We start from the raw sequence: 22951 nt of genomic DNA, 5'->3' as shown, positions 1-22951 counted from the left end.
CATTACTCCTTTTACTGTGTGATCTTTATAATGCCGCCGTCTTCACCGATAAAGACGATCTTTCCGTTTGCAGGCAGAGGTACTGAATTGCCGTATTCGGTCATATAGCTCGAATAGGTCACTCTGTCGTACTGGTCGTAGACATAAACTGCTGCATTGTCAGGTATATCAAGTATCAGAGTCTTGTTCTCCGCCGCTCCGATACTGAACCATTTTGCCTTTTTAGTGCTGAGTTTTACTTCGGTGATATTGCTGTCAAGCTCAGGGATAGCATCTTCGGAAATAAACTCCATAGCGCAGTTGGTTACATCCAATATCTCATAACCGTTTTCACTTCTGACAGTCATATCCTTTAGGTCTCTTCCGCCGGGCATAACAATTGCAGCTTTTAAGTTATTGCCGTCGATCATCTTGCAGGAAGAAACATATCCCTTTGCTTCGGGTAAAGTTTTTATCTTTACACATGGATAATCCGTGTAGCAGGTATTGGAGTACTTTCCGTTGCAAAAATAATACTTCTTTCCGTTTCTTGCGTCCCATGCCGACTGTACAGCATCACTGACAGGATTTGCTTCTGCTCTCTGCATCACATATGATGACATGGAAAGCTTATTTTTTCTGCCGATCTCATAATAATTATCGCCGCAGATATAATCTGCACCATTGCGTTTTTTGAATGTAACGACCTCCTGCTGCTTTGCCTGTACAGCCTTTCCCGTGGAGATATCCCCCTCCATGCGGACGAAATCATCATCGGAAGTGTACATATACTGCTGTTTCTCGCGCTTATCACTGCTTATGTTGGTGATCTCCATATATTTTCTGTCAGGGAATTCAACTGTGTATATAGAGTCTCCCGCTATATAGATATCCTCATAAGCAAGATACTTCTCGGGAACAGTATCAACAGTCTGCTTCATTTCGGGTGTATTATGCTGTATATTTATGCCTTTTTCCGAAAGTGCTATATCCATGAGAGCCATTGCCATAAGTTCATTATACATACTGCTGCCGCCCGATGAAAGAACAGCTACGCTTATCTTCTCGTCAGGAGCTACAACGAGCCCTGTGTGTTGATTTACGGTATCTCCGCCCTTGCTTATGACCTTTACCCCTGCCGCACTGTAGTCCGCATAATCAACTCTATCCCAGCCCAGACCAAATCCGTCCTCGTATTTGTCCTCGACCGATGTTGTGCTCATTTCCTTCTTTGCCTTGTCAGAGAGCATACGCTCATCGCCTGTGAAAAACGCACTTCCGAAGGTACACAGCTCAGACGCTGTGGAATGTACTCCTCCCGAACCCAGATACATACAATAATCTGTAGCCAGAAGCACATTTCCGTTCCAGAAGGTCTTTACCTGTTCATCGGTACGGAAAACGTTCCATGCTGTGCCTGTCTGCTGCATACCGAGAGGCTTACAGATATTCTCTTCTATATAATCCGTAAACGACTGTCCGCTGACCTGCTCCACTATAAGCTCAAGAAGCTCAAATCCGTCATTGCAGTAAGCCCCGAAGTCCCCTGGATCAGCTTTAAGTCTCTGTGTACTCAGCTCCTGCAGCATGGTATCATGCGGAGCTGTATCTCTGTCATTGAAGAGCATAAAATCTCCTTCGGTAGTTCCCATTATGCCCGAAGTATGATTCATGAGCATACGCACCGTTATGTCCTTATATCTCGGATCAGCCATTGTGAAATCAGGAAGATACTCTGTAATTGGTTTATCTATGTCCACCTTGCCCTTATCGGCAAGCTGCATGACAGCCATTGCCGCAAAAGTTTTGCTGACAGAACCGACACATGAAAGAGTGTCGTGGCTGTCATAGGATTTATTTTCAACTATATCATGTTCTGCATTTACAGGTATCGCAGCCGAGACTGCGGTGATAGCCACCGCAGCTGCAAGTGCCGCTATTCTGTTCTTTTTCATATCTATCCTCCTTATTCCGTCATAAGCTCGTATACTGATATTTTCTTTATCTTTCTTGCGCCGATATATGAACAGCCAAAGCAGAAAAGAAGCAGTACTATATCCATAGCTATGACTGCAGGAATGTTAATAGCTATATAACCTATATACCCCGTAAGGAAATTGATAGCTGCTATACCGATCAGAGTTCCGATAACTACCGAGAACAGTGCCGCAGGCATTATCCTGAATGCAAGCTGCAGCATAAGCTCTCTTGAGGTATACCCCATACCCTTCATTATTCCGAACTCCTTGCGCTGTCTCCTTACACTTGACTCCATAAGGATAAACAGTATTATCATTACAACAAGCGCAGATATAAACATAAACAAAGTTGTTGTAACAGATATAGCCTGTGCGATTCCCGTAAGCTGTGTTTTCATAATATCACAGATGTTCATAAAAGCCTTTATCACAAATCCGCTGCTGTTTCCCGAAATGACCGTATCTCCTGCCTGTATAGCATATTCGATATGAGATACGCCGTAGCTTGCCATAAGATCGGCTATCTGTCTGTCTGCCTCAGCCTTTATCCTCTCCTCATACGAGCCGCCTGCATTTTCTTCATCAGAGATATCCGAGATGCTCCTGCCGTATTTCTGAGTAAGAACATATCTGAACTCATCAGAGTCAACACCGTCTTTAAGATGAAGCTCTACCGTATCAGGTCTGTATGAAGGCATCAGTCTTTTCATACCTTCCTCTGTCATGTAAATGTTTATACCACCGTTAGTGAGAGATGTTACAAGACCTGTTACGATGTATTTTCTCTTGACATTGAGATAATCAAGTGTAACGCTGTCGCCCACATTTATCTTTTCAAACTTAGAGCACATCTTTGTTATCATTATCTCGTTGTCATGCTCGGGGAAACGTCCGTCTGTCAGGAATATATTTTCTGTCTCATCAAAATCCCTGAACACCATGGGGAACATAAGCTGATTATGGTCTGTAAGATTTATCATCACCGAAAGACCTGATGTGGTCGTAGCCTTTCTTACCTCAGGCATCTGTTCAAGCTCAGCTGCAAATTCATATGCGTCTGCTGACTGCATGAGCTCGATACGCAGGTCGCTCATTTCCATGCCCGCACTCTTTACGATAGCGTCCATGCCGTCATTGAAGAAGCTGAACATTATGAAGCTGAATATAATAGTGATAGCAGAAATAGTGATACATACAGCAAGTCCTATATTCTGCTTGAAGTTATTCAGAAAGCCCTTCATGGCAAGACGAAGATGTACACTTTTCTTTGTATCTCTCAGCGGCAAACGCTCCTTGCCGAAGCGGTTATCTCCCAAGCCCTTGCGGAATGCACGGACAGGGGGATATTTCTTTACCATATTTGCTCTTACAAAGGCTATCAGTGAAACAAAAAGGATTATGCCGCCTGCTGTAAGAAGTATGGGTGATAAAGTGATATTGCTGTATATACGGTGTCCCGACATTATCTCGCTGATTCGGAAAAGCACAGGTGAGAGCATCAGGCAGCCGCCTATACCCAGAAGTATTCCCACAACCGAGATAATAAGATACTCGATAACATATGAAAATGTTATATTCTTTGATGTATAGCCGATAGCTTCAAGAACGCCTATCGAAACGATCTGATCCTTGATGTCCCCTGCTATCCTGTAGCGTATCATTATGATAATGGATACTATAATAACAGCTGCCATAGCTATCATAATTTTGAGCATAAGCTCTGTAAAGAATACTACTCCGTCTTCGATATTCTTGTAGTTGAGCATCATATAGCCGCTTTTTACATCAAGGTTTGAATAATCCTCGAAAGCCTCTATCAGTTCATTCGCAAGATCTATTCCGCCCTTGCCCTGATTATCATTATACACAAGTACGTTATACTTTGTGAGCACAGTTTCAAGCACATGATAATCCTCATCGGAAACTATCATTTTAAGTCCGCCGCTTGATGTGTCGAACAGGACTGTATCATAAAAACCTGTAACAGTAAACGAGAACTTTTTCGTTCCGAATATCATATCAAATTTATCCCCGACTTTATAACCCATGCCGTCCTTTACAGAATAAGGCATATATATAGGGTGCTTGATATCAGCTATCTCGGCATCGCTCATTGTAGTCTCTATATCGGCACGTTCAAGCTTGTTTTCGTTATCCTGTGTGATAAAAGCCATATACAAAGCCTGTTCCTTGCCCTTATCGTCCAGATAATTCGTACTCATGCTGAACAAAAGCTCTGAAGCCGCACTTTTTTCAACGCGCTCATCAGCACGGAGAATGTTTTCGTATTCCCTGTTATAGGCATTGTCGGGAATAAGGATAAAGTTCTCATAGCTTTCGGTATTTTTCATCATATTCGGAAATATCGACTTTATACTGCTTATGCCTTCAAGGGAAGAGCTTATGAGAAGCATACAAAGCATGACGAGTATAACAAGCGCAATAGTTTCGAGCTTGTGCTTTTTGATATTCGCCCATGACAGTCTGACGATCTTTCTCATTGCCGTCACCACCCCATTCTGTCAAGGAAATCCTGCAAGCCTTCACGGCGTTTCTTAATATCATCAGTACCGAATTTCGGCATCTCATACTCGCCGCTGATAGTACCGTCAGACAGGAAGATGACTCTGTTTCCGCGGAGAGCAGTCTTTACATCATGTGTTACCATGACTATGCTCTGCCCTTTATTGTGAAGCTCGGTAAAAATATCCAGCACATCATGGCTCGATGCTGAGTTAAGGCTTCCCGTCGGCTCGTCCGCAAAGAGTATCTTAGGCTCGTTTATTACTGCACGAACTATGCCCACACGCTGACATTCACCGCCCGAAAGCTGGTTGGGATACTTCTTCCAGCACTCTTTCTTTATGCCTACTTTTTCAAGAAGCTGTTCGGCTTTTTTAACAAGGTCGGCAGAGTTTTTTTGTGCAACAAGTGCTCCCGTCATAACATTGTCGAACACTGTCATATTTTCAAGAAGGTATATGCTCTGGAATACAAATCCGCAGTTCTTACGGCGGAACACCGCAAGCTCATCGTTAGAATAACCCGATATATCCTCATTGCCGAAGAAAACCTTTCCCAGCGAGGGCTTATCCATACCCGAAAGCGCGTACAGAAGCGTTGATTTGCCCGAGCCCGAAGAACCCATGATCACAGTAAAATCCTTTTCGCGTATCTCAATATCAAGATTTTTGATAACGTGCTGCTGAAATCCTCCGCTTGAGAAGGTCTTGCACAACTTTTCTGTATGTAATACAGCAGTACTCATAAAAAATACTCCTTTTCCGCAGCTGCGCCCGAAAGCGTTCTGCATTTATTCTGTGATCTTAGTATACCTCATTTTTCCAAAAACATCTTTATCATACTACTATAAAATTCTTATCAAATTCTTATTTGTTTATTATTAATTACTGTAACATATCAATTATACCATAGCAGCGTTGCTTTTTCAATATTCCCACTCTTAATACATGATGCACTCATGTCATCGTCTTACCATTCGTATTATACACTATGTATTATACAATGCGTTATATTTCGCCCCCGTTTTTTATGTACCTGCCCTGTCCGCACTATACTCCCTTACATTTTTTCGACCGAAAAAACAGGATTTTTCGTTATTATGACAACGGGTAAAATGATTGACAGAGCTAACTCGATGTGGTATACTAAAATTAAAAATATTATATGAGGAGATATGAATTATGAAAGAAGCTTTACTTATCATAGATGTACAAAACGACTACTTTGAAGGAGGAGCTTGTGAGCTTCATAACGCCCGTCAGGCAGAGGATCACATAATCGACCTTATCAAAGAGAGCCGCGAACTCGGCCGCCACATTATATATATAAAGCATATCAACCAGCTGGATGACGACTTTTTTGTCGAGGGGACATACGGCTGCGAGATCTCAGACAGGATAAAGCCTCTGCCCACTGATACTGTTATAGTAAAATACTGCCCTAACAGCTTCCTCGGTACAGAGCTAAACGACTGCCTGCGCAGTCTCGGCGTTGAAAAGCTCATCGTATGCGGTATGATGACACATATGTGCGTTGATACAACAGTCCGCGCTGCTATGGATCACGGCTATGATGTAACTCTTGTGGCAAATGCCTGCGCAACTATGGATCTGACTATAAACGGCGAGACTATCCCTGCCGATACAGTTCAGAAAACATATATCGCTTCACTTGCAGGTATATTTGCAAAGATAGTGTAATAATAGAATAGACGGCTCAGCCGCTATATGATATTGGAAGGTGAAATTACATGAAGGTCGCTTTTTTCGATACCAAGCCCTATGACACTCCCTCATTCGAGAAATACGGCAAGGAAAACAAGATCACGTTCAAGTTTTACGAGACAAAGCTCAACGAGGATACTGCCGCACTTGCAAAGGGCTGTGAAGCAGTCTGCGTATTCGTAAATGATACTGTCAATGCCGCTGTAATAGACAAGCTTTCCGAGCTTGGAGTAAAGATACTTGCTCTCAGATGTGCAGGCTATAACAACGTTGATATCAAGTACGCAAAGGGAAAGCTGCGAGTAGTAAGTGTTCCTGCTTATTCACCTTATGCTGTTGCAGAACACGCAATGGCTCTCCTGCTCACTTCTATCCGCCGCGTTCACAAGGCTTTTATCCGCACAAGAGATCACAACTTCTCACTGAACGGACTTACAGGCTTTGACCTTCACGGCAAGACCGTAGGTGTTGTGGGTACAGGTAAGATCGGACGTATCTTCATCAACATCTGCCGCGGCTTCGGAATGAACGTTATCGCTTATGACAAATTCCCTGCAAAGGACAGCGATATCGAGTACGTTGAGCTTGACGAGCTTTTCAGCCGCAGCGATATAATCTCCTTCCACTGCCCTCTCACCGATGAGACTTACCACATGATAGATGAAAAGTCCATAGAAAAGCTGAAAAAGGGCGTAGTCATCGTCAATACATCAAGAGGTGCTCTCATTGACGCAGAAGCCCTCCTCGAAGGCATAAAGGCACGTAAGATAGGTGCAGCCTGCCTCGATGTATACGAAGAAGAAGCAAACGTGTTCTTCCAGGACTTCTCGGGACATATCATCGCCGATGATACTCTTGCAAGACTTATCTCCATGCCGAATGTCATCGTAACTTCACATCAGGCTTTCCTCACCGAGGAAGCTCTCAGCAATATCGCAGAAACTACCGTCAGCAACCTTATCGCCTGCCACAAGGGTGAAGAGTGCGCTAACGAACTCCATATATAAGGAAGCGTTTACCATGCTTACAGGAAAAACAGTTTTACTCGGAGTTACAGGCTCTATAGCCGTATACAAGATATGCAACCTTGCACGTATGCTCACAAAGCTTGGTGCAGATGTCCATGTTGCCATGACTCCGAATTCTCTTAATTTTGTTCATCCGCTTACTTTTGAGACTCTTACTCAGCACAAGTGCCTGATAGATACATTCGACCGTAACTTTGAATACAGTGTCGAGCACGTTTCTATCGCAAAAAAGGCTGACGTAGTAATGATAGCTCCTGCTTCCGCAAATGTTATCGGCAAGATAGCAAACGGTATCGCAGACGATATGCTCACAACTACTGTTATGGCTTGTACCTGCAAGAAGATAATCGCTCCTGCAATGAACCATAATATGTTCCATAACCCTATCGTTCAGGACAATATCGAGAAGTTGAAAAAGTTCGGCTATGAGATAGTAGAGCCCGTAAGAGGTATGCTTGCCAACCGCGATATTGGCGACGGAAAGCTCCCCGATGAGGAAACTCTTCTGGAATACATCGTCCGCGAGGCTGCTTTCGAGAAAGACCTTGCAGGCAAGAAGGTACTGGTTACCGCAGGTGCTACCCGTGAGAGCATAGACCCTGTAAGATTTATCACAAATCATTCAAGTGGCAAAATGGGCTTTGCTCTTGCAAGAGCTGCTATGCTCAGAGGTGCAGATGTTACCGTAGTTGCTGCTCATACAGACGTTGAGCCGCCTATGTTCGTGAATGTTGTTCCCGTAAAATCTGCCGAGGATATGTTCAACGCAGTAAAGGAACGCCTTGACGAGACTGATATAGTTATAAAGGCTGCTGCGGTAGCTGACTATACTCCCGTAACAACTGCCGACAGCAAGATAAAGAAGTCTGATGACGATATGAGCATACCGTTGAAGCGCACTACCGATATCCTCAAATATATCGGTGAGAACCGCCGTGAAGGACAGGTGATTTGCGGCTTCTCAATGGAGACCGACAATGTTATCGAAAACTCACGCAAGAAGCTCACAAAGAAGAACTGCGACATGATATGCGCTAATTCTTTGAGAAAAGCAGGTTCGGGCTTCGGAACTGATACCAATATCATTACCATGATAACTCAGAACGGCGATGAAGAGCTTGAGCTTATGAGCAAGTTCGATGCCGCAAATGTCATACTTTCCAAACTCTTAAAATTAGAGAGTAGTAAGTAGTGAGTAGTATCAATACATAATTCGTAGTTAAACGTGCTGTAAGCGATGTACGATTAAAGATTTTGTTAAGGGTGAGCGAGCTTGTAAGCGGCAACGTGGAAGCGGTTGAGCTGGCTCAGCTCGTAGGGGCGGATATTATCCGCCCTTTTTGTTATACGGACATCTCCCTACAAATCACGGCATACATAACGGTTACGGGTACACGGGCGAGCAGAACTCGCCCCTACAGTACGCTCATGATATTTATTGCGTAAAGCACGGACGACCAATGGTCGTCCCTACAAATCTAATCACTATGCACTAACCACTCGGGCTGATGTGGGCATCAGCCCCTACAGGCTAACGACTAAACAAAAAGACCTCCGATAAACGGAGGTCTTTCTTTATGCTTTGTTATGAAGCTTTCTTGTTATATTCTTCGTAGTATTTTTCCATTTCGTCAAGCATCTCTTCAAATTCTTCCTTTGTATAGAAGTCCTTGAAGTCTTCATACTTGTAGTTATCACGGTTGAATTCATACTGGAAGCCTGAGTTGTCTGAACCGCCGATGATATCATCATCGTCATCATCGTCCCAGTCATAGTCATCCCAGTCGTCATCGTCATAATCCCAGTCGTCATCATCGTCAAAGAGTGAGCCGCCTTCTGCGCGCTCATCATAACCTTCCTTGACGCTTTCAGCTGCTACTTCGGACAGCTCCTTGCTAAAGCCGATCTGGAGAAGCTTATCCTCTACGAACTTGCTTATCTCATCGCTTGTTATATAGCTGTCGATGTCGAAATCTTCCATCTGGTCTTTGTCGATCATACAAGCACTGCTCTTGTCAGGGAGATCAACGTCCACACCATACTTAATGCCGTATGTTACGCCTATCTTGCCGTAATCTGTTCCGTTAAGACGGATAGTATAGTTGATATCCTGCTTCTTGCCGTCAGTACTTAAAGAAATGTCGATAGGATCAAGGTCAGGGATATTTAAGGAAACATCACAGTTTACATAGCCCTTGTCCTCGTCAACGACCTCAAAATCGTCAAACTTCAGTACCGCTTCCTTAGTGTTGCTTTCATCATCATAATATGAGTAAGACTCATATGCGAAAGTGATATCTCCGCTGTACTTCTTGCCGTTTTCCTCAGCATTGAGCTTTACAGAGAAAGGAACATCGCCGTCTTCGTCAGTAGCTCTTAACTCGCCTCTGATGTTGTCGCCGTCCTTGCCGAGAGCCATAAATACTGAATTGCCGTCGGAATCAAAATTAAATCCGCGGATAGTACCTGTAGCGTCGATATAAGTATCTATTGTAACAATAGTATCCTTATCGTAATCATCATCTTCGAGGTCTTCCTTTACAGAATCGATCTCGTCCTGTATCTCATCTTCAAACTCGTCCTCGTCCATGAGGTCAAGCTTATCTGTGATGATCTTCTTGATGACCTTGTCGTTTTTCAGTTCCTTGAGGAATTCAAGTTCGAGCTTATCCATGTCCTTGTCGTTGAGTTCAACAGTAGCAACAGTGTAATTTACAGTAATGTCGCAGATGTCGATCTCTTCGCTCTTTTCAAGCTTAACTTCGTCAACATAGCTTGACCATACGCCTGCATATCTGTTGACCTCAGTCTCAAGATCCTCAGGTGAAAGGAATGAACCGGGATCCTTGAGTATCTCCTTGTATGCCTCAACTATCTCAGACATTCCAGCCTCTTCACCGAGGTCTGAAGCGTCAACGCCGAGCCACTGCTCCTTTAATTCGGGAACACGGAAGAAATAGCTCATTTCATCTGTATTTCCTGCAACGTCAAAGCTTACGATGCGGTCATCATTAACATCTAAGCCCACATTTGTGTTCATATTGCCCTTCTTTGCAGAAAGACTTCCCGACAATGAAACCTTGTCGATATTCTGGATAACGTCGATGATCTGATCGGCATCATCATCGTTTCCTCTTCCACCGAAGAGCTCGTCAATGATAAGGTCCTTTACGTTGTCGTTTGCCTCATAATAAACAGAAAGGTCGACCTGCTGTCCCTTTTTCATATTGTCGAGGCGTTTCTTATAGCTTTCACTGAGCATTTCTCCGAGAGTCGAAGAATTCTTCTCAGTAACCCATGCATAATACTTTTCAGGCTTGCTAAGACGAAGCTTTACCTGATTTTTTACTGTGTCAGAGAAAGCGTAAGCTGCTGCACCGCCGCCTACTACTACAGCTGCAGATATACCCCCTATCATAGCTGCCTTTTTTCCCTTACTCTTTTTTGTAACATTCTCAACGCCCGAAGCACTCATTGAAGCATCGAACTGAGAATTATCGAAGCCATTGTTCTGATCATAATTTGACATATAGATCCCCTCCGTAAAAATATCATTAAGAGAGAGTATTCCCCCTCAACGATTATATTATCATAAACCGATACAAAAGTCAATATTTCTCCCAATTTGTTTTCATGCTGTAATAAATCCATAACGAATAATTCATAATTATTGTGGCAGAATATACATAGTCCGCAAGGACAATTCAATGATCGGAGATGTTTATCATGGAAGAAATGAAGAAAAACAAGAGTATCAAATGTGACGTTTCACAGTGCCGCCACAACCTCGTATCCGAAAACTACTGTTCTCTCGACTGCATATCAGTGGGCACACATGAGTCTGATCCTACTGTACCCGAGTGTACCGACTGTAATTCATTCGTAAAACGCTCAGGCTGCTGCGAATAATAAACAGTAAAAAAATAAGCAGTTCCGTTATAAGGAACTGCTTACGCTTTTTTGATTACTCAGCGTTAGGAGCACCAACAGGACATACGCCTGCACAAGCACCGCACTCAACACAAGCATCAGCGTCGATAACGTACTTGCCGTCGCCCTCAGAAATTGCGCCTACTGGGCACTCACCTGCGCAAGCACCGCACATTACACAATCATCAGAAATAATATATGCCATTATACATACACCTCCGTATTAATCGGGAGCTTACTTGCTCCTCGTTATTTACATTGTATCATATATTTACAAAAAATCAAGAGTTTTTTGTTAGTCGATACTTACGTTCTTAGCACTTAGCCTTTAGCCTTTAGCTGTTAGCCAATGTGTCGCCTTCGGCGAATAATTTAAATAATGTGAGCGTAAGCGAACTCTTTCGGCTAATGGCTCATGGCTATATTATTTTTTCTTTGCAAGCTTTTTCTGAGCTTTCATTTCCTTATCGGTAACGACACCCGCACAGGCAGCTCCTGCTGCTATCCAGAATACAGGTGTAACGGCTATACTGCCGCAGCTTACGAAGAATATCAGCATACCCGATATAGTTACTGCAAGCACCGCAAATGCCTCTGCGGTCTTTCTCCTGCGGAAGGACTTGATACCCAGCACCAATGCACCGCAAAGTGCGATAAGCATTGCAACAAGCGAAGGTATGCCTCTTGTAACAGCTGTATAAAGGTACTCGTTGTATACCCTGTCAAAGGAACCTATGTTGTTCGGGTGGATAACATACTGTTCAAGAGTGAGGTTCTCGGGGATCTCTACATTATAATTAAGAGTAACAAGACCGAGCTGATCGGGACCTGTTCCGTAAGCTGGATTTTTCTTTATTATCTGTATAGTCTTATCATTAAGGTAAGAGTAAACATCAAATGTATCATCGATATCGACCTTTTCAGGGTCATAGCTTGCACAGGCAGAAGCTCTTCTGTATGAGTCTGTCCACCAGAGGATAATTCCGTCATAGAGTCTGTATGAGCTTATATTGCCTATAACTCCGCTGAAAACGATAGCTATGGCTGCAGCTGCCGAAACAATGCTTACAGGCAGGCATACAAGACGCTTCTTAGGAGCTTTAAGCACGAATACAGCTATCACAGCCATGATGACCGCAATACCAAGTCCGCAGAAGCCGACGAGCGAATAAGTGAACATCATAACGAATGAGAAAAGAATTGCTGAGATGATGAAAACTGTCCTGCGCTTCTTGCTCTCAGATGTGATAAAGCCTATAAATGCAGCTGTAAGCGAAAGCGTGAGCAGCAGTGCAAGGAACAGCGGCGACATCGAAAGTCCCGATGCAGCGTTTATAGTATCGTTCAATGCAAGACGATAATGGCTGAGCTCGCCTGTGAATATCTGTATAAGTGCCACCACGCTGTTGAGTAAGCCGACTCCGACAATACCGTCAACAACAGTCTTTATAGCTGTTTCGCGTTTCAGCGATGCAGCGGAAGTAAAGAAGCAGAAATAGAACAGTATAGCAAGCAGTCCCTCTCCTCTTTCGGGGAAACCGTAAAACGATATGGAAAGGTCACAGCCCTTTACAAGTGACATTATGCCCCACAGTACCATTGCTGCCATACCGCATACAGGGATAATGTTCCATTTGCTGATATACTTTTTCATCAGACCTATTATGGTGAGTATCATTGCGATAACTCCGCCTGCAACAAGTCCGCCTGCTGTAAATGCATAGCTTGCTTTGTCTGTGATCTCGGGTGCGAATGTGAACAGCGGAGCCAGAAGCATTGCTGCAAAAAGACCTCTTGAAGCCAGTTTCGAGAACTGCTCCTCTGTCATATTCAGAATAAAGTTTGATTTTTCGGTTGAATTAAAAATAGTTTTTGCCATGTTGGGTTTCTTTCCTTCCTGCATCTTACACAGTATTAATTATTAGGTGTTACAGTAACGGTGTAGCTGTTTCCGTTCTTTTTGCCCACTGTAATAGTGAGTCCCGGGTCAACTGTCTGACCGCCGCTTGAGTCATACCACCTGAAGCCGCTGGTATTTCCGTTCACCTTTGAGCCTTCTCTCAGCAGATTATCCTTATCGCCGTCATCGACAAGCCTTATAAAACGTTTGCCCTTATTAGTGTTGGTATACTCGTCATTTCCGCTCTCATAGAGGAAGTACTTGCGCCAGCCGTCATCAGCTTCCGTAGCCTCTATATGCAGCACTCTAACGCCGCTGCCCGTAGGTCTCCACCAGAAATGTCCCTTGACCTGACTGTTGTTTGCATCGAGAGTGGTATACTCAAGGATAAAGTATTCGGATTTATATTCACTGTCAAGCGAATTATTAGGTATTATCAGGCAGTTTCCTTCATCTGACTGACCGTTTGTAAGTGTAAATGTCTGAGCTCCCTTTGATCTGTCATAGACCTGTATCTGGTCCTCTCTGTACCAGCCCAGCATAAGCTTTGATATCGCGCTGAAGTCGGAAAAAGCTTCGTCCATAAGGTCATAGCCTGCCGAACCGTGCATACCCTCAAAGTCATCAACGCCGTAGAGGTAATAGTCGGGAAGTCCCATACAATGTCCCATTTCATGGAGATATGTGGAAGTGAAGTCTACATAGTCGCTATCGCTCTTTATAGCAGCATTGCCTGTTATAACATGACCTATGGACATACCGTCCACCCTCATCCAGTAATTTCCGCCGAAGCCGCCTGCACAAGGCCACCAGTCATCTTGGTCAGATGAGCTTGGTACGCAGAAGAGTATAGCATCTATCTCTCCGTTATGATCGGCATCGAATTTGGAATAATCCACGATGCTGTCCATATTCTTTATTACTTCCGTAGTAAAGTCGGCTTTATAAACATCTCCCTGATAGGTGCTTATATTGTTCTTGCAGGTATATCTGTAAGCCTTGCCCTGAAGGTTCATAGTACCCTTTGAAGCTCTGGAATAGAAAGCCGAAAAGCTCTCAAAGGGGTACATTTTCGAGTTTTTATTCTCGCCGCCGAATGCTATTTCCTCTATCTTGTCCGTAGACGGCTCGTAATCGAACTTGCAGTCAGGGAAATCAACATAGAATATTATCAGGTCAGCATCGCCCTGTGACGGAAGAGTTCCGTACATATCATACACAGGAGCAGGGATAAAATCCTTCTTAGGAGCGGTCGTCGTAGTCGTCGTGGTAGTTGTAGTCGTAGTAGTTGTCGTTGTAGTGGTTGTGGTAGTAGTAGTCTCAGCCACCCACTGAACCACATTGCCCCTGTAATTTGAGTTCAGCACGCTTTTTCTCAGCTCCACAAGGTCATGGATATCAACAGAGCTGTCGAAATTAAGATCTGCTTTCTGGATCGTTCCGTTATTTATCAGAGCGTCCTTGCGCGAGCCGTTGCTATACTCTACAGAATACTGCTGTGAGTTTGATACGCGGTATACACTGTTATCGCCAAGCTCAGCAGTACCATGCAGGTTTTTTGAAAGCACAACGATATCTGCCACATTTACCTGACTGTCAAGATTAAGGTCGCCAAGTGTACAGACCTTTTTCCATGAAGCCCCTGCACTTGCAGGGACCATAGCAGCAGCTATCACAGCTGTTGCAGCCAATGATGTCATTGCCTTAAAAAATGAAGCGGTTTTCATTTATGATCCCCCTTTACTATTAAGAGATGTATTTTATTCTGAAAGCACAGGGAGCAAAGCTCCTGATGTTTCCACAATAAAATAAGAAGGCTGTCGAGCATAATGCCCGACAGCCGAACTTTCTGCGTTCACTATTTACCGCATAAACACATTATTTAGCGTAGTCAGAAACTCTGCTCTCACGAATGAGATTGACCTTGATCTGACCCGGATAATCCATTTCAGATTCGATCTGCTGAGCGATCTGTCTTGCAACGAGGACCATCTTTTCATCATTGATGACCTCAGGCATAACCATGATCCTGACTTCACGTCCTGCCTGTACTGCGAAGCACTTCTCAACGCCGTCGTAGGAGTTGCATATCTCCTCAAGCTTCTGAAGACGTTTGATATAGCTTTCGTAGTTTTCGCTTCTTGCGGCAGGTCTTGCAGCGGAGATAGCGTCGGCTGCCTGAACTATGCAGGCAATAACTGTCTTTGGCTCGACATCGTTATGATGTGCCTCAACAGCATGGATAATAACAGGATTTTCGTTGTATTTTTTACAAACATCAACGCCTATCTGAACGTGTGAACCTTCGATCTCGGCAGTAAGAGCCTTACCGATATCGTGAAGAAGTCCTGCACGTCTTGCAATATTTGCGTCAACTCCCAGCTCTGAAGCAAGAACTCCACAGAGCTTGGCGACCTCGATGGAATGATCGAGGACATTCTGTCTGTAGCTTGTACGGAATTTAAGGCGGCCGATAAGCTTTATAAGCTCATGATTAAGACCGTGAACGTTGGTCTCAATTACAGCACGTTCACCTTCCTGCTTGATGCGGTACTCAACTTCGCGCTTAGCCTTTTCGACCATTTCCTCAATACGTGTTGGGTGGATTCTTCCGTCAGCGATAAGCTTTTCGAGAGCGATCCTTGCGACCTCACGTCTGATCTGGTCAAAGCAGGAAATAGTGATAGCCTCAGGGGTATCATCAATAATAAGATCAACACCTGTCAGAGTTTCGAGAGTCCTTATGTTACGGCCCTCACGACCGATTATACGGCCCTTCATCTCATCATTAGGAAGCGGAACAACGGAAACTGCTGCCTCTGATACCTGATCGGCAGCCACCTTAGCGATAGCCAGTGAGATATAGCTTCTTGCCTTCTCCTGACATTCGTCCTTGATGACCTGCTCATAAGCTGCAACCTTAACAGCCTTTTCGTGTACCAGATCGTCCTCAAGCTTTGAGATGATATACTCCTTAGCCTGATCCTTGGTGAATTCGGAAATACGCTCAAGAATATCCATCTGGCTCTTCTTGATAGAGTCAGCCTCTTTCAGCTTTTCGTCAGCTGATTTGATCTTCTGATTGAGAGTTTCCTCTTTCTTTTCAAGGTTATCAGTTTTCTTGTCTAAGTTTTCTTCCTTCTGCTGCATACGTCTTTCCTGACGTGACAGCTCTGCTCTGCGATCCTTGATCTCCTTATCTGCTTCGGTGCGGAGCTTATGTATTTCGTCTTTTGCTTCGATGAGTGCGCTTTTTTTCTTATTATCGGCATCCTTCTCAGCGTCTTCGATGATACGCTCAGCCTGCTGTTCAGCAGAGCCTACGATAGCTTCTGCGTCGTGCTTGCGCTTTTCGACACCAGCCTCAACGCCCTTTTTGTAGAACAGAGCATATCCCACGCCAACGCCTGCTGCCAGAGCAGCAATGATAAGGACAATAGCGATGATTGGATCCATACAGTGCATTACCTCCTTTTTGTAAAAATAATCAAAAGTTTGTATCATAATTTTTTATTATTACTGAAAGGCGGTAAATGCCGCTTATTTTATTCATTTGTAAATATATAGATCAAGAGCCGATCCCCCAAAGGACCCGACTCGCAAAAATAGACGGACGTAATAATCCCCGTCCAAAATTTGTTTTCATTATCATATTTATACCGCAGGAACTGTATATATATCGCCCTTTGCGGATAATGATTTAAAACAAAGCTGCATATACTGCCAAAGTAATATTATGCAAATAAATACAACATAATTATTATATAATATTTCAGACGTTATGTCAATAGATTTCTGTGAATAAAAAACGTTAAAAAGTTATCAGTTGTTAGTGCTCAGTGCATAGTGTGGAACGCCGATGGCGGCATTCCAAGCCATTAGCCGTTTGCCCTTAGCTTGTAGGGGCGGCGGATTTAATTCATAATTCATAATTCATAATTCATAATTGTAGGGGCGAATTCCGTTCGCCCGTGTATGCCTTACAATGCAAACAACATAAACGCACTGTAGGGACGACCATTGGTCGTCCGTAAATTATGCATAAACTATAAATGTCACACTGTAGGGGCTGCCTTCGGCAGCCCCTGATATTCAATTACGTAACATGATAATATTTGTAGGGGCGAATTCCGTTCGCCCGTGTGTAAATGTGCTGTAAGCGATGTACGAGTAAGGACATTGATAATAGTGAGCGAGCTTGCAAGCGACAACGTGGTTAGCCAGTGCGGGCTACGCGCTGCAAAAAAGGGCGGATTGCTCCGCCCTTACAGAATCATTTCATATCATTAACGAGCTTTTCAAAACGCTCCATAGCTTCGATAGTACGCTGTCTGTCGCCGAACGAGGTCAGTCTGAACCAGCCCTCGCCGTTCTTACCGAAGCCTGCACCGGGAGTTCCAACAACTGCTATCTTTTCAAGCATAAGGTCGAAGAAATCCCAGCTCTTCATATCATTAGGACATTTGAACCAGATATACGGCGAATTTACGCCGCCTGTGAACTTAACGCCCAGCTTTGTCATAGTATCGGATATGATACGTGCATTTTCCTGATAATAAGCGATATTCTCGTGTACCTGCTTCAAGCCCTCGGGAGTGAATACAGCAGCTGCTGCACACTGTACGGGGTAGGATACGCCGTTGAACTTGCTTCCCTGTCGTCTGCCCCATATCTGAGATACAGATACCTCAGTACCGTCGCTTGCAGTTACCTTTAATGCATCGGGGATAACGGTATATCCGCATCTCATACCTGTAAAGCCTGCGGTCTTGGACAGTGAGCACATCTCGATACAGCACTCCTTGGCACCCTCGATGCAGAATATGCTTCTCGGAACATCAGAGTCGGTGATAAATGCTTCATAAGCCGAATCATAGATGATTACAGCGTCATTCTTCTTTGCGTAAGCTATCCACTGCTTCAGCTGCTCACGGGTATACACAGAGCCTGTAGGGTTGTTCGGTGAGCAGAGATAGATGATATCAGCGTGTACCGATTCATCGGGCATTGCAGCAAAGCCGTTCTCCTCGTTTGAGTCGGCATAGATTATCTTTCTGCCGCTCATAAGGTTAGAGTCCACATAAACAGGGTATGCAGGGTCTGTGACAAGGATAGTATTGTCGTCGCCGAAAATATCCACGATATTTCCGCAATCAGACTTCGCACCGTCATTTATCCTTATCTCGTTTGGAGCAACATCAGCTCCGAAGCTCTTATAATAGCCCGAAACAGCATCACGCAGGAAGTCATAGCCTGCACCGCTGTCCTCGTAGCCCTTGAAGGTCTCCTTTACGCCCATTTCATCGCAGCCCTTCTTCATTGCCTCTATGACAACAGGTGCGATAGGAAGCGTAACATCGCCGATACCCATTCTTATGATATCAGCCTCGGGGTGAGCCTCCTTGAAAGCTGCTATTTTCTTTGCAATATTTATAAAAAGGTAGTTTTTCTCAAGTCTGAGAAAGTTTTCATTCAGCTGCGGCATACAACATTCTCCTTTGCTTTATTGATGAATTCATCGGAAACAGTTCCCTCGAAAACGTACTCGGCAGGACCTGTCATAAGTACAGTTCCGTCCGACTTATAAGTGATACGCAGATCTCCTCCGCGAAGATGCACAAGTACTTCCTCGTCCTGCTTGCAGATGCCGTTGAGAACTGCTGCCACAACTGTAGCGCAGGTACCCGTACCGCAGGCGAAAGTCTCGCCGCTTCCGCGCTCCCAGACGCGCATATTGAGGGTATGGTCGTCGATGACTTCGGCGAACTCCGTATTCACGCGATTGGGGAAGAGATCATGGTTCTCGAAGTGAGGGCCTATCTTTTCAAGGTCAAGCTCTGCTATACCCTCTGTGAAGATAACAGCGTGAGGATTGCCCATAGAAACGCAGGTGATGTCCCACGTTTTGCCGCAAACCTCAACAGGCTGGCTCACAAAGCGGTCAAGATCGCTGTTTACGGGGATATCCTTTGGTACAAGTATAGCCTTGCCCATATCCACAGTAACCAGCTCCACCTTGTCATTTTTCAGATAAAGCTTCAGATATTTTATGCCTGAATTTGTCTCCAGTGTAATGTCAGTCTTATCGGTAAGTCCCATATCATAGACGTATTTGCCGATACAGCGTGTGGCATTGCCGCACATCATAGCCTCAGAGCCGTCTGCATTGAATATCCTCATGCGGAAATCCGCAATATCCGAGGGCATGATGAGTACAAGACCGTCGCCGCCAACGCCCTTGTGCCTGTCGCTGAGGACTACAGAGACCTTTTCGGGCTCGCTGACAGTTTCCTCAAAGCAGTTCACATAGATATAGTCATTGCCGATGCCATGCATTTTTGAAAATTTCATAGTTTTGCTCCCATCGGTGGTGACTCACGGGAGAGAGCAGTAAACAGCGGTGCTAAACAGCTCCTGCGCTGCTAACACACAGAAGCTCCGCCACATTTATTATATACTAACAGCATAGGTATTGTCAATAGCCAATTAGTGATTAGTTGTTAGTGGTTAGTAGGAGAGCCTGTACTCCGGCTCCCGAGCCTTTAGCCATTAGGCGTTAGCTATTAGCCAATGTGTCGCCTTCGGCGAATAATTTAAATAATGTGAGCGTATGCGAACTCTTTCGGCTAATGCCTAACGGCTAAGGGCTAACGGCTTTTAATAAAAAGGGGTGCGATAAACGAATTACCACACCCTTACACTTTTATTTACTTTTTATCAGGCTCAGGCTCGATAACAGGAGCATCTACAGCGTTCTTTCTTACGCTTGCGATACCCTTCTTGCAGCTGTCCTTCTTTACATAGCCTTCGCTGGCGGCTATGATCTCGCCGTTTCTTGCTTTAAGGCGGAATCTGAATTCGCCTGATTTGTCCTTGTAAATCTCGAACTTCGGATTTGTCTCAGTCTGAAATCCTTCTACGGTCTGATCTTCAAGATTAGCCTCGGGAGCATTCTTCATAACGCTTGTGATACCGTTTTTAACGCTTGCGAGTGTATTGTATACCTCTCCGCCTGTAGCGATCACCTCTCCGTTACCAGCCTTAAGGCTGAATGTAAAGCCAGTCTTGGTAGTCTTGATGATAAATTTTCCCATAATTATTTTTCAACACCTTTCAGCAAAATTATTATAAATCGAACTTGCCGCCGATTTTCACCATAATTATAACTGAATTATATCATCTTGTCAATAGATTTTGTTAAATTTCATCAAAATAACGAACAAAAAGTAAATCTGTTCAATTTTTGATAAAAAAGAGCGTACCAATGTACGCTCCTCATCATAATTATTCTGTAATAATAAAGCTTTCGGGCACTGTTTTGCATACTGCCGAAAAATAACCTGCTTTTTCAAGCTTTTCCGCACATATCTCAGCCTGCTCCTCGCTCTCAAAAAGACCGAATACAGCCGAACCGCTGCCCGTCATTACTGCACTGAACGCGTCATTACCGAGCATTACAGACTTTATATCGTCCACTTCTTCAAGCTGTACAGCCTGCTCAAAGAGATTTCCGAACCACTCATAAGCCTTTTCGGGAGCTTTTTCAATAGTCTCCGCAAGCATTTTTGCATTGGGGTAAACAGGCACTGTCAGGGCGTCTATATTCCCGTAAGCCTCAGCTGTGGAAACGCCCTCTTTTCCCTTGGCGATAACGAGTATGTGTCCAGAATAATCGGCGATAGGAGTTATCTTCTCGCCTATTCCCTCAACGAAAGCAGTTCCGCCTGTTAAGAAGAAAGGAACATCTGCGCCAAGCTTTTCGGGAGCTTTCACGCTTTTTCCCGTAAGCTTGCCGAGACAGTACAGAACAGCTGCTGCATCGGTACTGCCGCCGCCCATGCCTGCCTGCGAAGGGATACCCTTTTTAATATGTATACGGCAGCCTAAGTTCATACCATTCTCCTCGAAGAACAGCTTTGCAGCTTTATAGGCGATATTTCGCTCATCACAGGGTATAGGGTCGGAGCTTGCGAACCTTTCGGGCACATCGCAGCTCAGCTCTATGCCTTTCTCAGTAAGCTCCACTGTCACCTCGTCATAAATGCCCACGGTCTGGAATACGCTTTCTATGGCGTGATAGCCATTGGGCAGCTTTCCTGTGACATCAAGAGCAAGATTGACCTTTGCCGCTGTCTTTACCCTCATTTCTTCTCAGCCTCCAGCTTTTTCAGGAACTTCTCGATACGTCTGATAGCTTCCATAAGATGCTTCAGCGAATAAGCGTAGGAAATACGCATATAACCCTCGCCGCTCTCACCGAACGCACTTCCCGGAACTGCCGCAACTCTGTCCTCAAAGAGCAGTCTTTCGCAGAATTCCTCACTGGTCATGCCTGTACTCTTTATGCACGGGAACACGTAGAATGCGCCCTCGGGGTTGAAGCAGGTAAGTCCGAGACGGTTGAATTCGCCCACAAGATAGCGGCGGCGGATATTGTACTCGTCCACCATTTTCTCTACCTCTTTATCACAGGCAGTAAGTGCCTCAACTGCCGCATTCTGGCTTATGAAAGGGCTGCACATGATACCGTACTGATGTATCTTTGATATCTGGGATATTATAGGCTCGGGAGCTGTTACATAGCCAAGTCTCCAGCCTGTCATGGCATAAGCTTTTGAGAAGCCGTTAACGTAGATAGTACGCTCTCTCATGCCCTCAAGCTCGATTATGGAGAAATGCTTTCTGCCATAGGTGAGCTCGGAGTATATCTCGTCACTGAGCACCATTATATTGGTATCACGGAGAAAATCCGCAATAGGCTCCAGATCCTCTTTTGTCATTACCGCACCCGTAGGATTATTCGGAAAAGGCAGTATCAAAAGCTTTGTGCGTTCTGTGACCTTATCCTTGAAGTCATCGAGAGTGAGCTTGAAGTTGTTCTCGATACGTGTGGGAACAGACACAGGAACGCCGCCTGCAAGCTCTACCAGCGGCGCATAACAGACGAAGCAGGGCTCTACAACAAGCACCTCGTCACCGGGGTCAAGGAGACCTCTGATAGCAAGGTCTATAGCCTCAGAACCGCCGACCGTAACGATCACTTCCTTGTCGGGATCATATTTTACGCCATGCTTTTTCTCAATGTGTGCTGAAATAGTATTTCTCAGAGAAGCAAGTCCCTTGTTAGGTCCGTAGATGATATGCTTTCTTTCAAGCACCTGTATAGCGGCTTTTCTGATAGCCCAGGGTGTATTGAAGTCAGGCTCGCCCACTCCGAGAGATATAACGTCGTCCATAGTGCCTGCAATATCGAAGAATTTACGTATCCCAGACGGTTTGATGTCCTTTATCTTGTTTGAAAGGACTTTATCGTAATCTATCACGATCAGCCGAGTCCCCTTTCATCAGGCTCTTCACCGTCAATGAAGATGCCTTTTTCCTTGTATTTTTTCAGAATAAAGTGTGTGGAAGTCGAAAGTATGCCGTCAATAGTAGCAAGTCTCTCAGATACGAAGAATGCAACGTCCTTGAGGTCGTTGCCCTTTACCTCAACAGCAAGGTCATAAGCACCCGATGACATAAGGCTTACGCTCTCCACCTCGTCGTACATCATGATAGTCTTTGCAATGTCGTCAAATCCGCAGTCGCGCTGTGGTGTAACTTTAAGCTCGATAGTTGCATAAACAGTTGACTTGTCGTAGAGGTCGTCGTCAACGATAACGCTGTAACCCTTGATGACTCCGCTCTTTTCAAGTTTTTCTATCTCTGCTGCGGCTGCTTCTGCGGATATGCCCAGCATCTCACCCAATGCCGCATTGGAAATACGTGCATTCTGCTGTAATATTTTTACAATGTCTTTCATAATATCAGTTCCTTTCATTTAATAAAAACCGTCAGCCGTTAGCCATGAGTCCTTAGCCGAAAGTGTTCGCTTAGGCTCACATTATT

The 22951-nt window shown here is 44.5% G+C and carries 18 protein-coding genes; 4 read left to right on the top strand and 14 right to left on the bottom strand.

Annotated elements, in window-relative coordinates:
• Positions 1-11: 11 nt before the first annotated feature.
• From QZZ41_RS05355 to QZZ41_RS05345, 3 genes are read right to left on the bottom strand one after another with little or no spacing between them, the layout of a single operon-like run.
• The gene (locus QZZ41_RS05355) at positions 12-1934 is read right to left on the bottom strand and encodes a serine hydrolase (protein WP_295069199.1); all 1923 of its coding nucleotides are present in this window, start codon (positions 1932-1934) and stop codon (positions 12-14) included.
• Positions 1935-1945: 11 nt separating this feature from the next.
• A complete protein-coding gene (locus QZZ41_RS05350) occupies positions 1946-4459 on the bottom strand; it encodes an ABC transporter permease (RefSeq protein WP_295069196.1) in 2514 nt (837 codons plus the stop codon).
• A gap of 5 nt (positions 4460-4464) precedes the next feature.
• The gene (locus QZZ41_RS05345; RefSeq protein WP_295069193.1) at positions 4465-5226 is read right to left on the bottom strand and encodes an ABC transporter ATP-binding protein; all 762 of its coding nucleotides are present in this window, start codon (positions 5224-5226) and stop codon (positions 4465-4467) included.
• Positions 5227-5662: 436 nt separating this feature from the next.
• Between QZZ41_RS05345 and QZZ41_RS05340 the strand changes: the two genes are divergently transcribed.
• Genes QZZ41_RS05340 through coaBC form a run of 3 tightly spaced genes read left to right on the top strand, consistent with a single transcriptional unit; the run spans position 5663 to position 8425 of the window.
• Entirely contained in the window at positions 5663-6181 is a 519-nt protein-coding gene (locus QZZ41_RS05340; RefSeq protein WP_074717234.1) for a cysteine hydrolase family protein, read from the top strand.
• Between the two features lie 50 nt (positions 6182-6231).
• A complete protein-coding gene (locus tag QZZ41_RS05335) occupies positions 6232-7212 on the top strand; it encodes a 2-hydroxyacid dehydrogenase (protein ID WP_295069189.1) in 981 nt (326 codons plus the stop codon).
• 13 nt (positions 7213-7225) lie between these two features.
• The gene (coaBC, locus tag QZZ41_RS05330) at positions 7226-8425 is read left to right on the top strand and encodes a bifunctional phosphopantothenoylcysteine decarboxylase/phosphopantothenate--cysteine ligase CoaBC (protein WP_295069187.1); all 1200 of its coding nucleotides are present in this window, start codon (positions 7226-7228) and stop codon (positions 8423-8425) included.
• A gap of 393 nt (positions 8426-8818) precedes the next feature.
• Here the strand turns inward: coaBC and QZZ41_RS05325 are convergent, their stop codons facing one another.
• Positions 8819-10762: a DUF6583 family protein gene (locus QZZ41_RS05325; RefSeq protein WP_295069184.1), complete on the bottom strand. Its 1944-nt coding sequence runs from the start codon at positions 10760-10762 to the stop codon at positions 8819-8821.
• Between the two features lie 197 nt (positions 10763-10959).
• Between QZZ41_RS05325 and QZZ41_RS05320 the strand changes: the two genes are divergently transcribed.
• Positions 10960-11142: a DUF1540 domain-containing protein gene (locus tag QZZ41_RS05320; protein ID WP_028516859.1), complete on the top strand. Its 183-nt coding sequence runs from the start codon at positions 10960-10962 to the stop codon at positions 11140-11142.
• A 55-nt stretch (positions 11143-11197) separates the two neighbouring features.
• On the opposite strand, the gene QZZ41_RS05315 is transcribed toward QZZ41_RS05320, so the two are convergent.
• The 10 genes from QZZ41_RS05315 to QZZ41_RS05270 all read right to left on the bottom strand — a co-directional run bounded on the left by QZZ41_RS05315 (position 11198) and on the right by QZZ41_RS05270 (position 22865).
• Positions 11198-11368: a DUF362 domain-containing protein gene (locus QZZ41_RS05315; RefSeq protein WP_028516860.1), complete on the bottom strand. Its 171-nt coding sequence runs from the start codon at positions 11366-11368 to the stop codon at positions 11198-11200.
• A gap of 219 nt (positions 11369-11587) precedes the next feature.
• A complete protein-coding gene (locus QZZ41_RS05310) occupies positions 11588-13042 on the bottom strand; it encodes an O-antigen ligase (protein ID WP_295069179.1) in 1455 nt (484 codons plus the stop codon).
• 35 nt (positions 13043-13077) lie between these two features.
• Positions 13078-14790 (bottom strand): hypothetical protein, encoded by a 1713-nt coding sequence (locus QZZ41_RS05305; RefSeq protein ID WP_295069176.1) that lies wholly within the window; start codon positions 14788-14790, stop codon positions 13078-13080.
• A gap of 151 nt (positions 14791-14941) precedes the next feature.
• Positions 14942-16519: a ribonuclease Y gene (gene rny, locus QZZ41_RS05300; RefSeq protein WP_295069174.1), complete on the bottom strand. Its 1578-nt coding sequence runs from the start codon at positions 16517-16519 to the stop codon at positions 14942-14944.
• An 817-nt stretch (positions 16520-17336) separates the two neighbouring features.
• Positions 17337-18548, bottom strand: a complete 1212-nt coding sequence (locus tag QZZ41_RS05295; RefSeq protein WP_295069171.1) for an LL-diaminopimelate aminotransferase — start codon at positions 18546-18548, stop codon at positions 17337-17339.
• Positions 18536-19414 carry a diaminopimelate epimerase gene (dapF, locus tag QZZ41_RS05290; RefSeq protein WP_295069168.1) on the bottom strand — a complete coding sequence of 293 codons (879 nt, stop codon included), beginning with the start codon at positions 19412-19414 and terminating at the stop codon, positions 18536-18538. Before dapF ends, QZZ41_RS05295 begins: the two co-directional genes overlap by 13 nt.
• Positions 19415-19770: 356 nt before the next feature.
• Entirely contained in the window at positions 19771-20157 is a 387-nt protein-coding gene (locus QZZ41_RS05285) for a YegP family protein (RefSeq protein WP_074717217.1), read from the bottom strand.
• Between the two features lie 190 nt (positions 20158-20347).
• Positions 20348-21208: a 4-(cytidine 5'-diphospho)-2-C-methyl-D-erythritol kinase gene (gene ispE / locus QZZ41_RS05280; protein ID WP_295069164.1), complete on the bottom strand. Its 861-nt coding sequence runs from the start codon at positions 21206-21208 to the stop codon at positions 20348-20350.
• Positions 21205-22383 carry an aminotransferase class I/II-fold pyridoxal phosphate-dependent enzyme gene (locus QZZ41_RS05275; RefSeq protein WP_295069409.1) on the bottom strand — a complete coding sequence of 393 codons (1179 nt, stop codon included), beginning with the start codon at positions 22381-22383 and terminating at the stop codon, positions 21205-21207. Before QZZ41_RS05275 ends, ispE begins: the two co-directional genes overlap by 4 nt.
• Before the next feature lie 5 nt (positions 22384-22388).
• A complete protein-coding gene (locus QZZ41_RS05270; protein WP_074717210.1) occupies positions 22389-22865 on the bottom strand; it encodes an Lrp/AsnC family transcriptional regulator in 477 nt (158 codons plus the stop codon).
• Positions 22866-22951: the final 86 nt, after the last annotated feature.

The organism is Ruminococcus sp. (assembly GCF_016283395.1).
The sequence above is the reverse complement of the archived record's forward strand: the minus strand, read 5'-3'. Positions and strand labels throughout refer to the sequence as shown.

Excerpts from the sequence above, each read along its gene's own strand:
- QZZ41_RS05355 (WP_295069199.1), bottom strand. The coding sequence starts at position 1,934 with ATGAAAAAGAACAGAATAGCGGCACTTGCAGCTGCGGTGGCTATCACC.
- QZZ41_RS05350 (WP_295069196.1), bottom strand. The coding sequence starts at position 4,459 with ATGAGAAAGATCGTCAGACTGTCATGGGCGAATATCAAAAAGCACAAG.
- QZZ41_RS05345 (WP_295069193.1), bottom strand. The coding sequence starts at position 5,226 with ATGAGTACTGCTGTATTACATACAGAAAAGTTGTGCAAGACCTTCTCA.
- QZZ41_RS05340 (WP_074717234.1), top strand. The coding sequence starts at position 5,663 with ATGAAAGAAGCTTTACTTATCATAGATGTACAAAACGACTACTTTGAA.
- QZZ41_RS05335 (WP_295069189.1), top strand. The coding sequence starts at position 6,232 with ATGAAGGTCGCTTTTTTCGATACCAAGCCCTATGACACTCCCTCATTC.
- coaBC (WP_295069187.1), top strand. The coding sequence starts at position 7,226 with ATGCTTACAGGAAAAACAGTTTTACTCGGAGTTACAGGCTCTATAGCC.
- QZZ41_RS05325 (WP_295069184.1), bottom strand. The coding sequence starts at position 10,762 with ATGTCAAATTATGATCAGAACAATGGCTTCGATAATTCTCAGTTCGAT.
- QZZ41_RS05320 (WP_028516859.1), top strand. The coding sequence starts at position 10,960 with ATGGAAGAAATGAAGAAAAACAAGAGTATCAAATGTGACGTTTCACAG.
- QZZ41_RS05315 (WP_028516860.1), bottom strand. The coding sequence starts at position 11,368 with ATGGCATATATTATTTCTGATGATTGTGTAATGTGCGGTGCTTGCGCA.
- QZZ41_RS05310 (WP_295069179.1), bottom strand. The coding sequence starts at position 13,042 with ATGGCAAAAACTATTTTTAATTCAACCGAAAAATCAAACTTTATTCTG.
- QZZ41_RS05305 (WP_295069176.1), bottom strand. The coding sequence starts at position 14,790 with ATGAAAACCGCTTCATTTTTTAAGGCAATGACATCATTGGCTGCAACA.
- rny (WP_295069174.1), bottom strand. The coding sequence starts at position 16,519 with ATGGATCCAATCATCGCTATTGTCCTTATCATTGCTGCTCTGGCAGCA.
- QZZ41_RS05295 (WP_295069171.1), bottom strand. The coding sequence starts at position 18,548 with ATGCCGCAGCTGAATGAAAACTTTCTCAGACTTGAGAAAAACTACCTT.
- dapF (WP_295069168.1), bottom strand. The coding sequence starts at position 19,414 with ATGAAATTTTCAAAAATGCATGGCATCGGCAATGACTATATCTATGTG.
- QZZ41_RS05285 (WP_074717217.1), bottom strand. The coding sequence starts at position 20,157 with ATGGGAAAATTTATCATCAAGACTACCAAGACTGGCTTTACATTCAGC.
- ispE (WP_295069164.1), bottom strand. The coding sequence starts at position 21,208 with ATGAGGGTAAAGACAGCGGCAAAGGTCAATCTTGCTCTTGATGTCACA.
- QZZ41_RS05270 (WP_074717210.1), bottom strand. The coding sequence starts at position 22,865 with ATGAAAGACATTGTAAAAATATTACAGCAGAATGCACGTATTTCCAAT.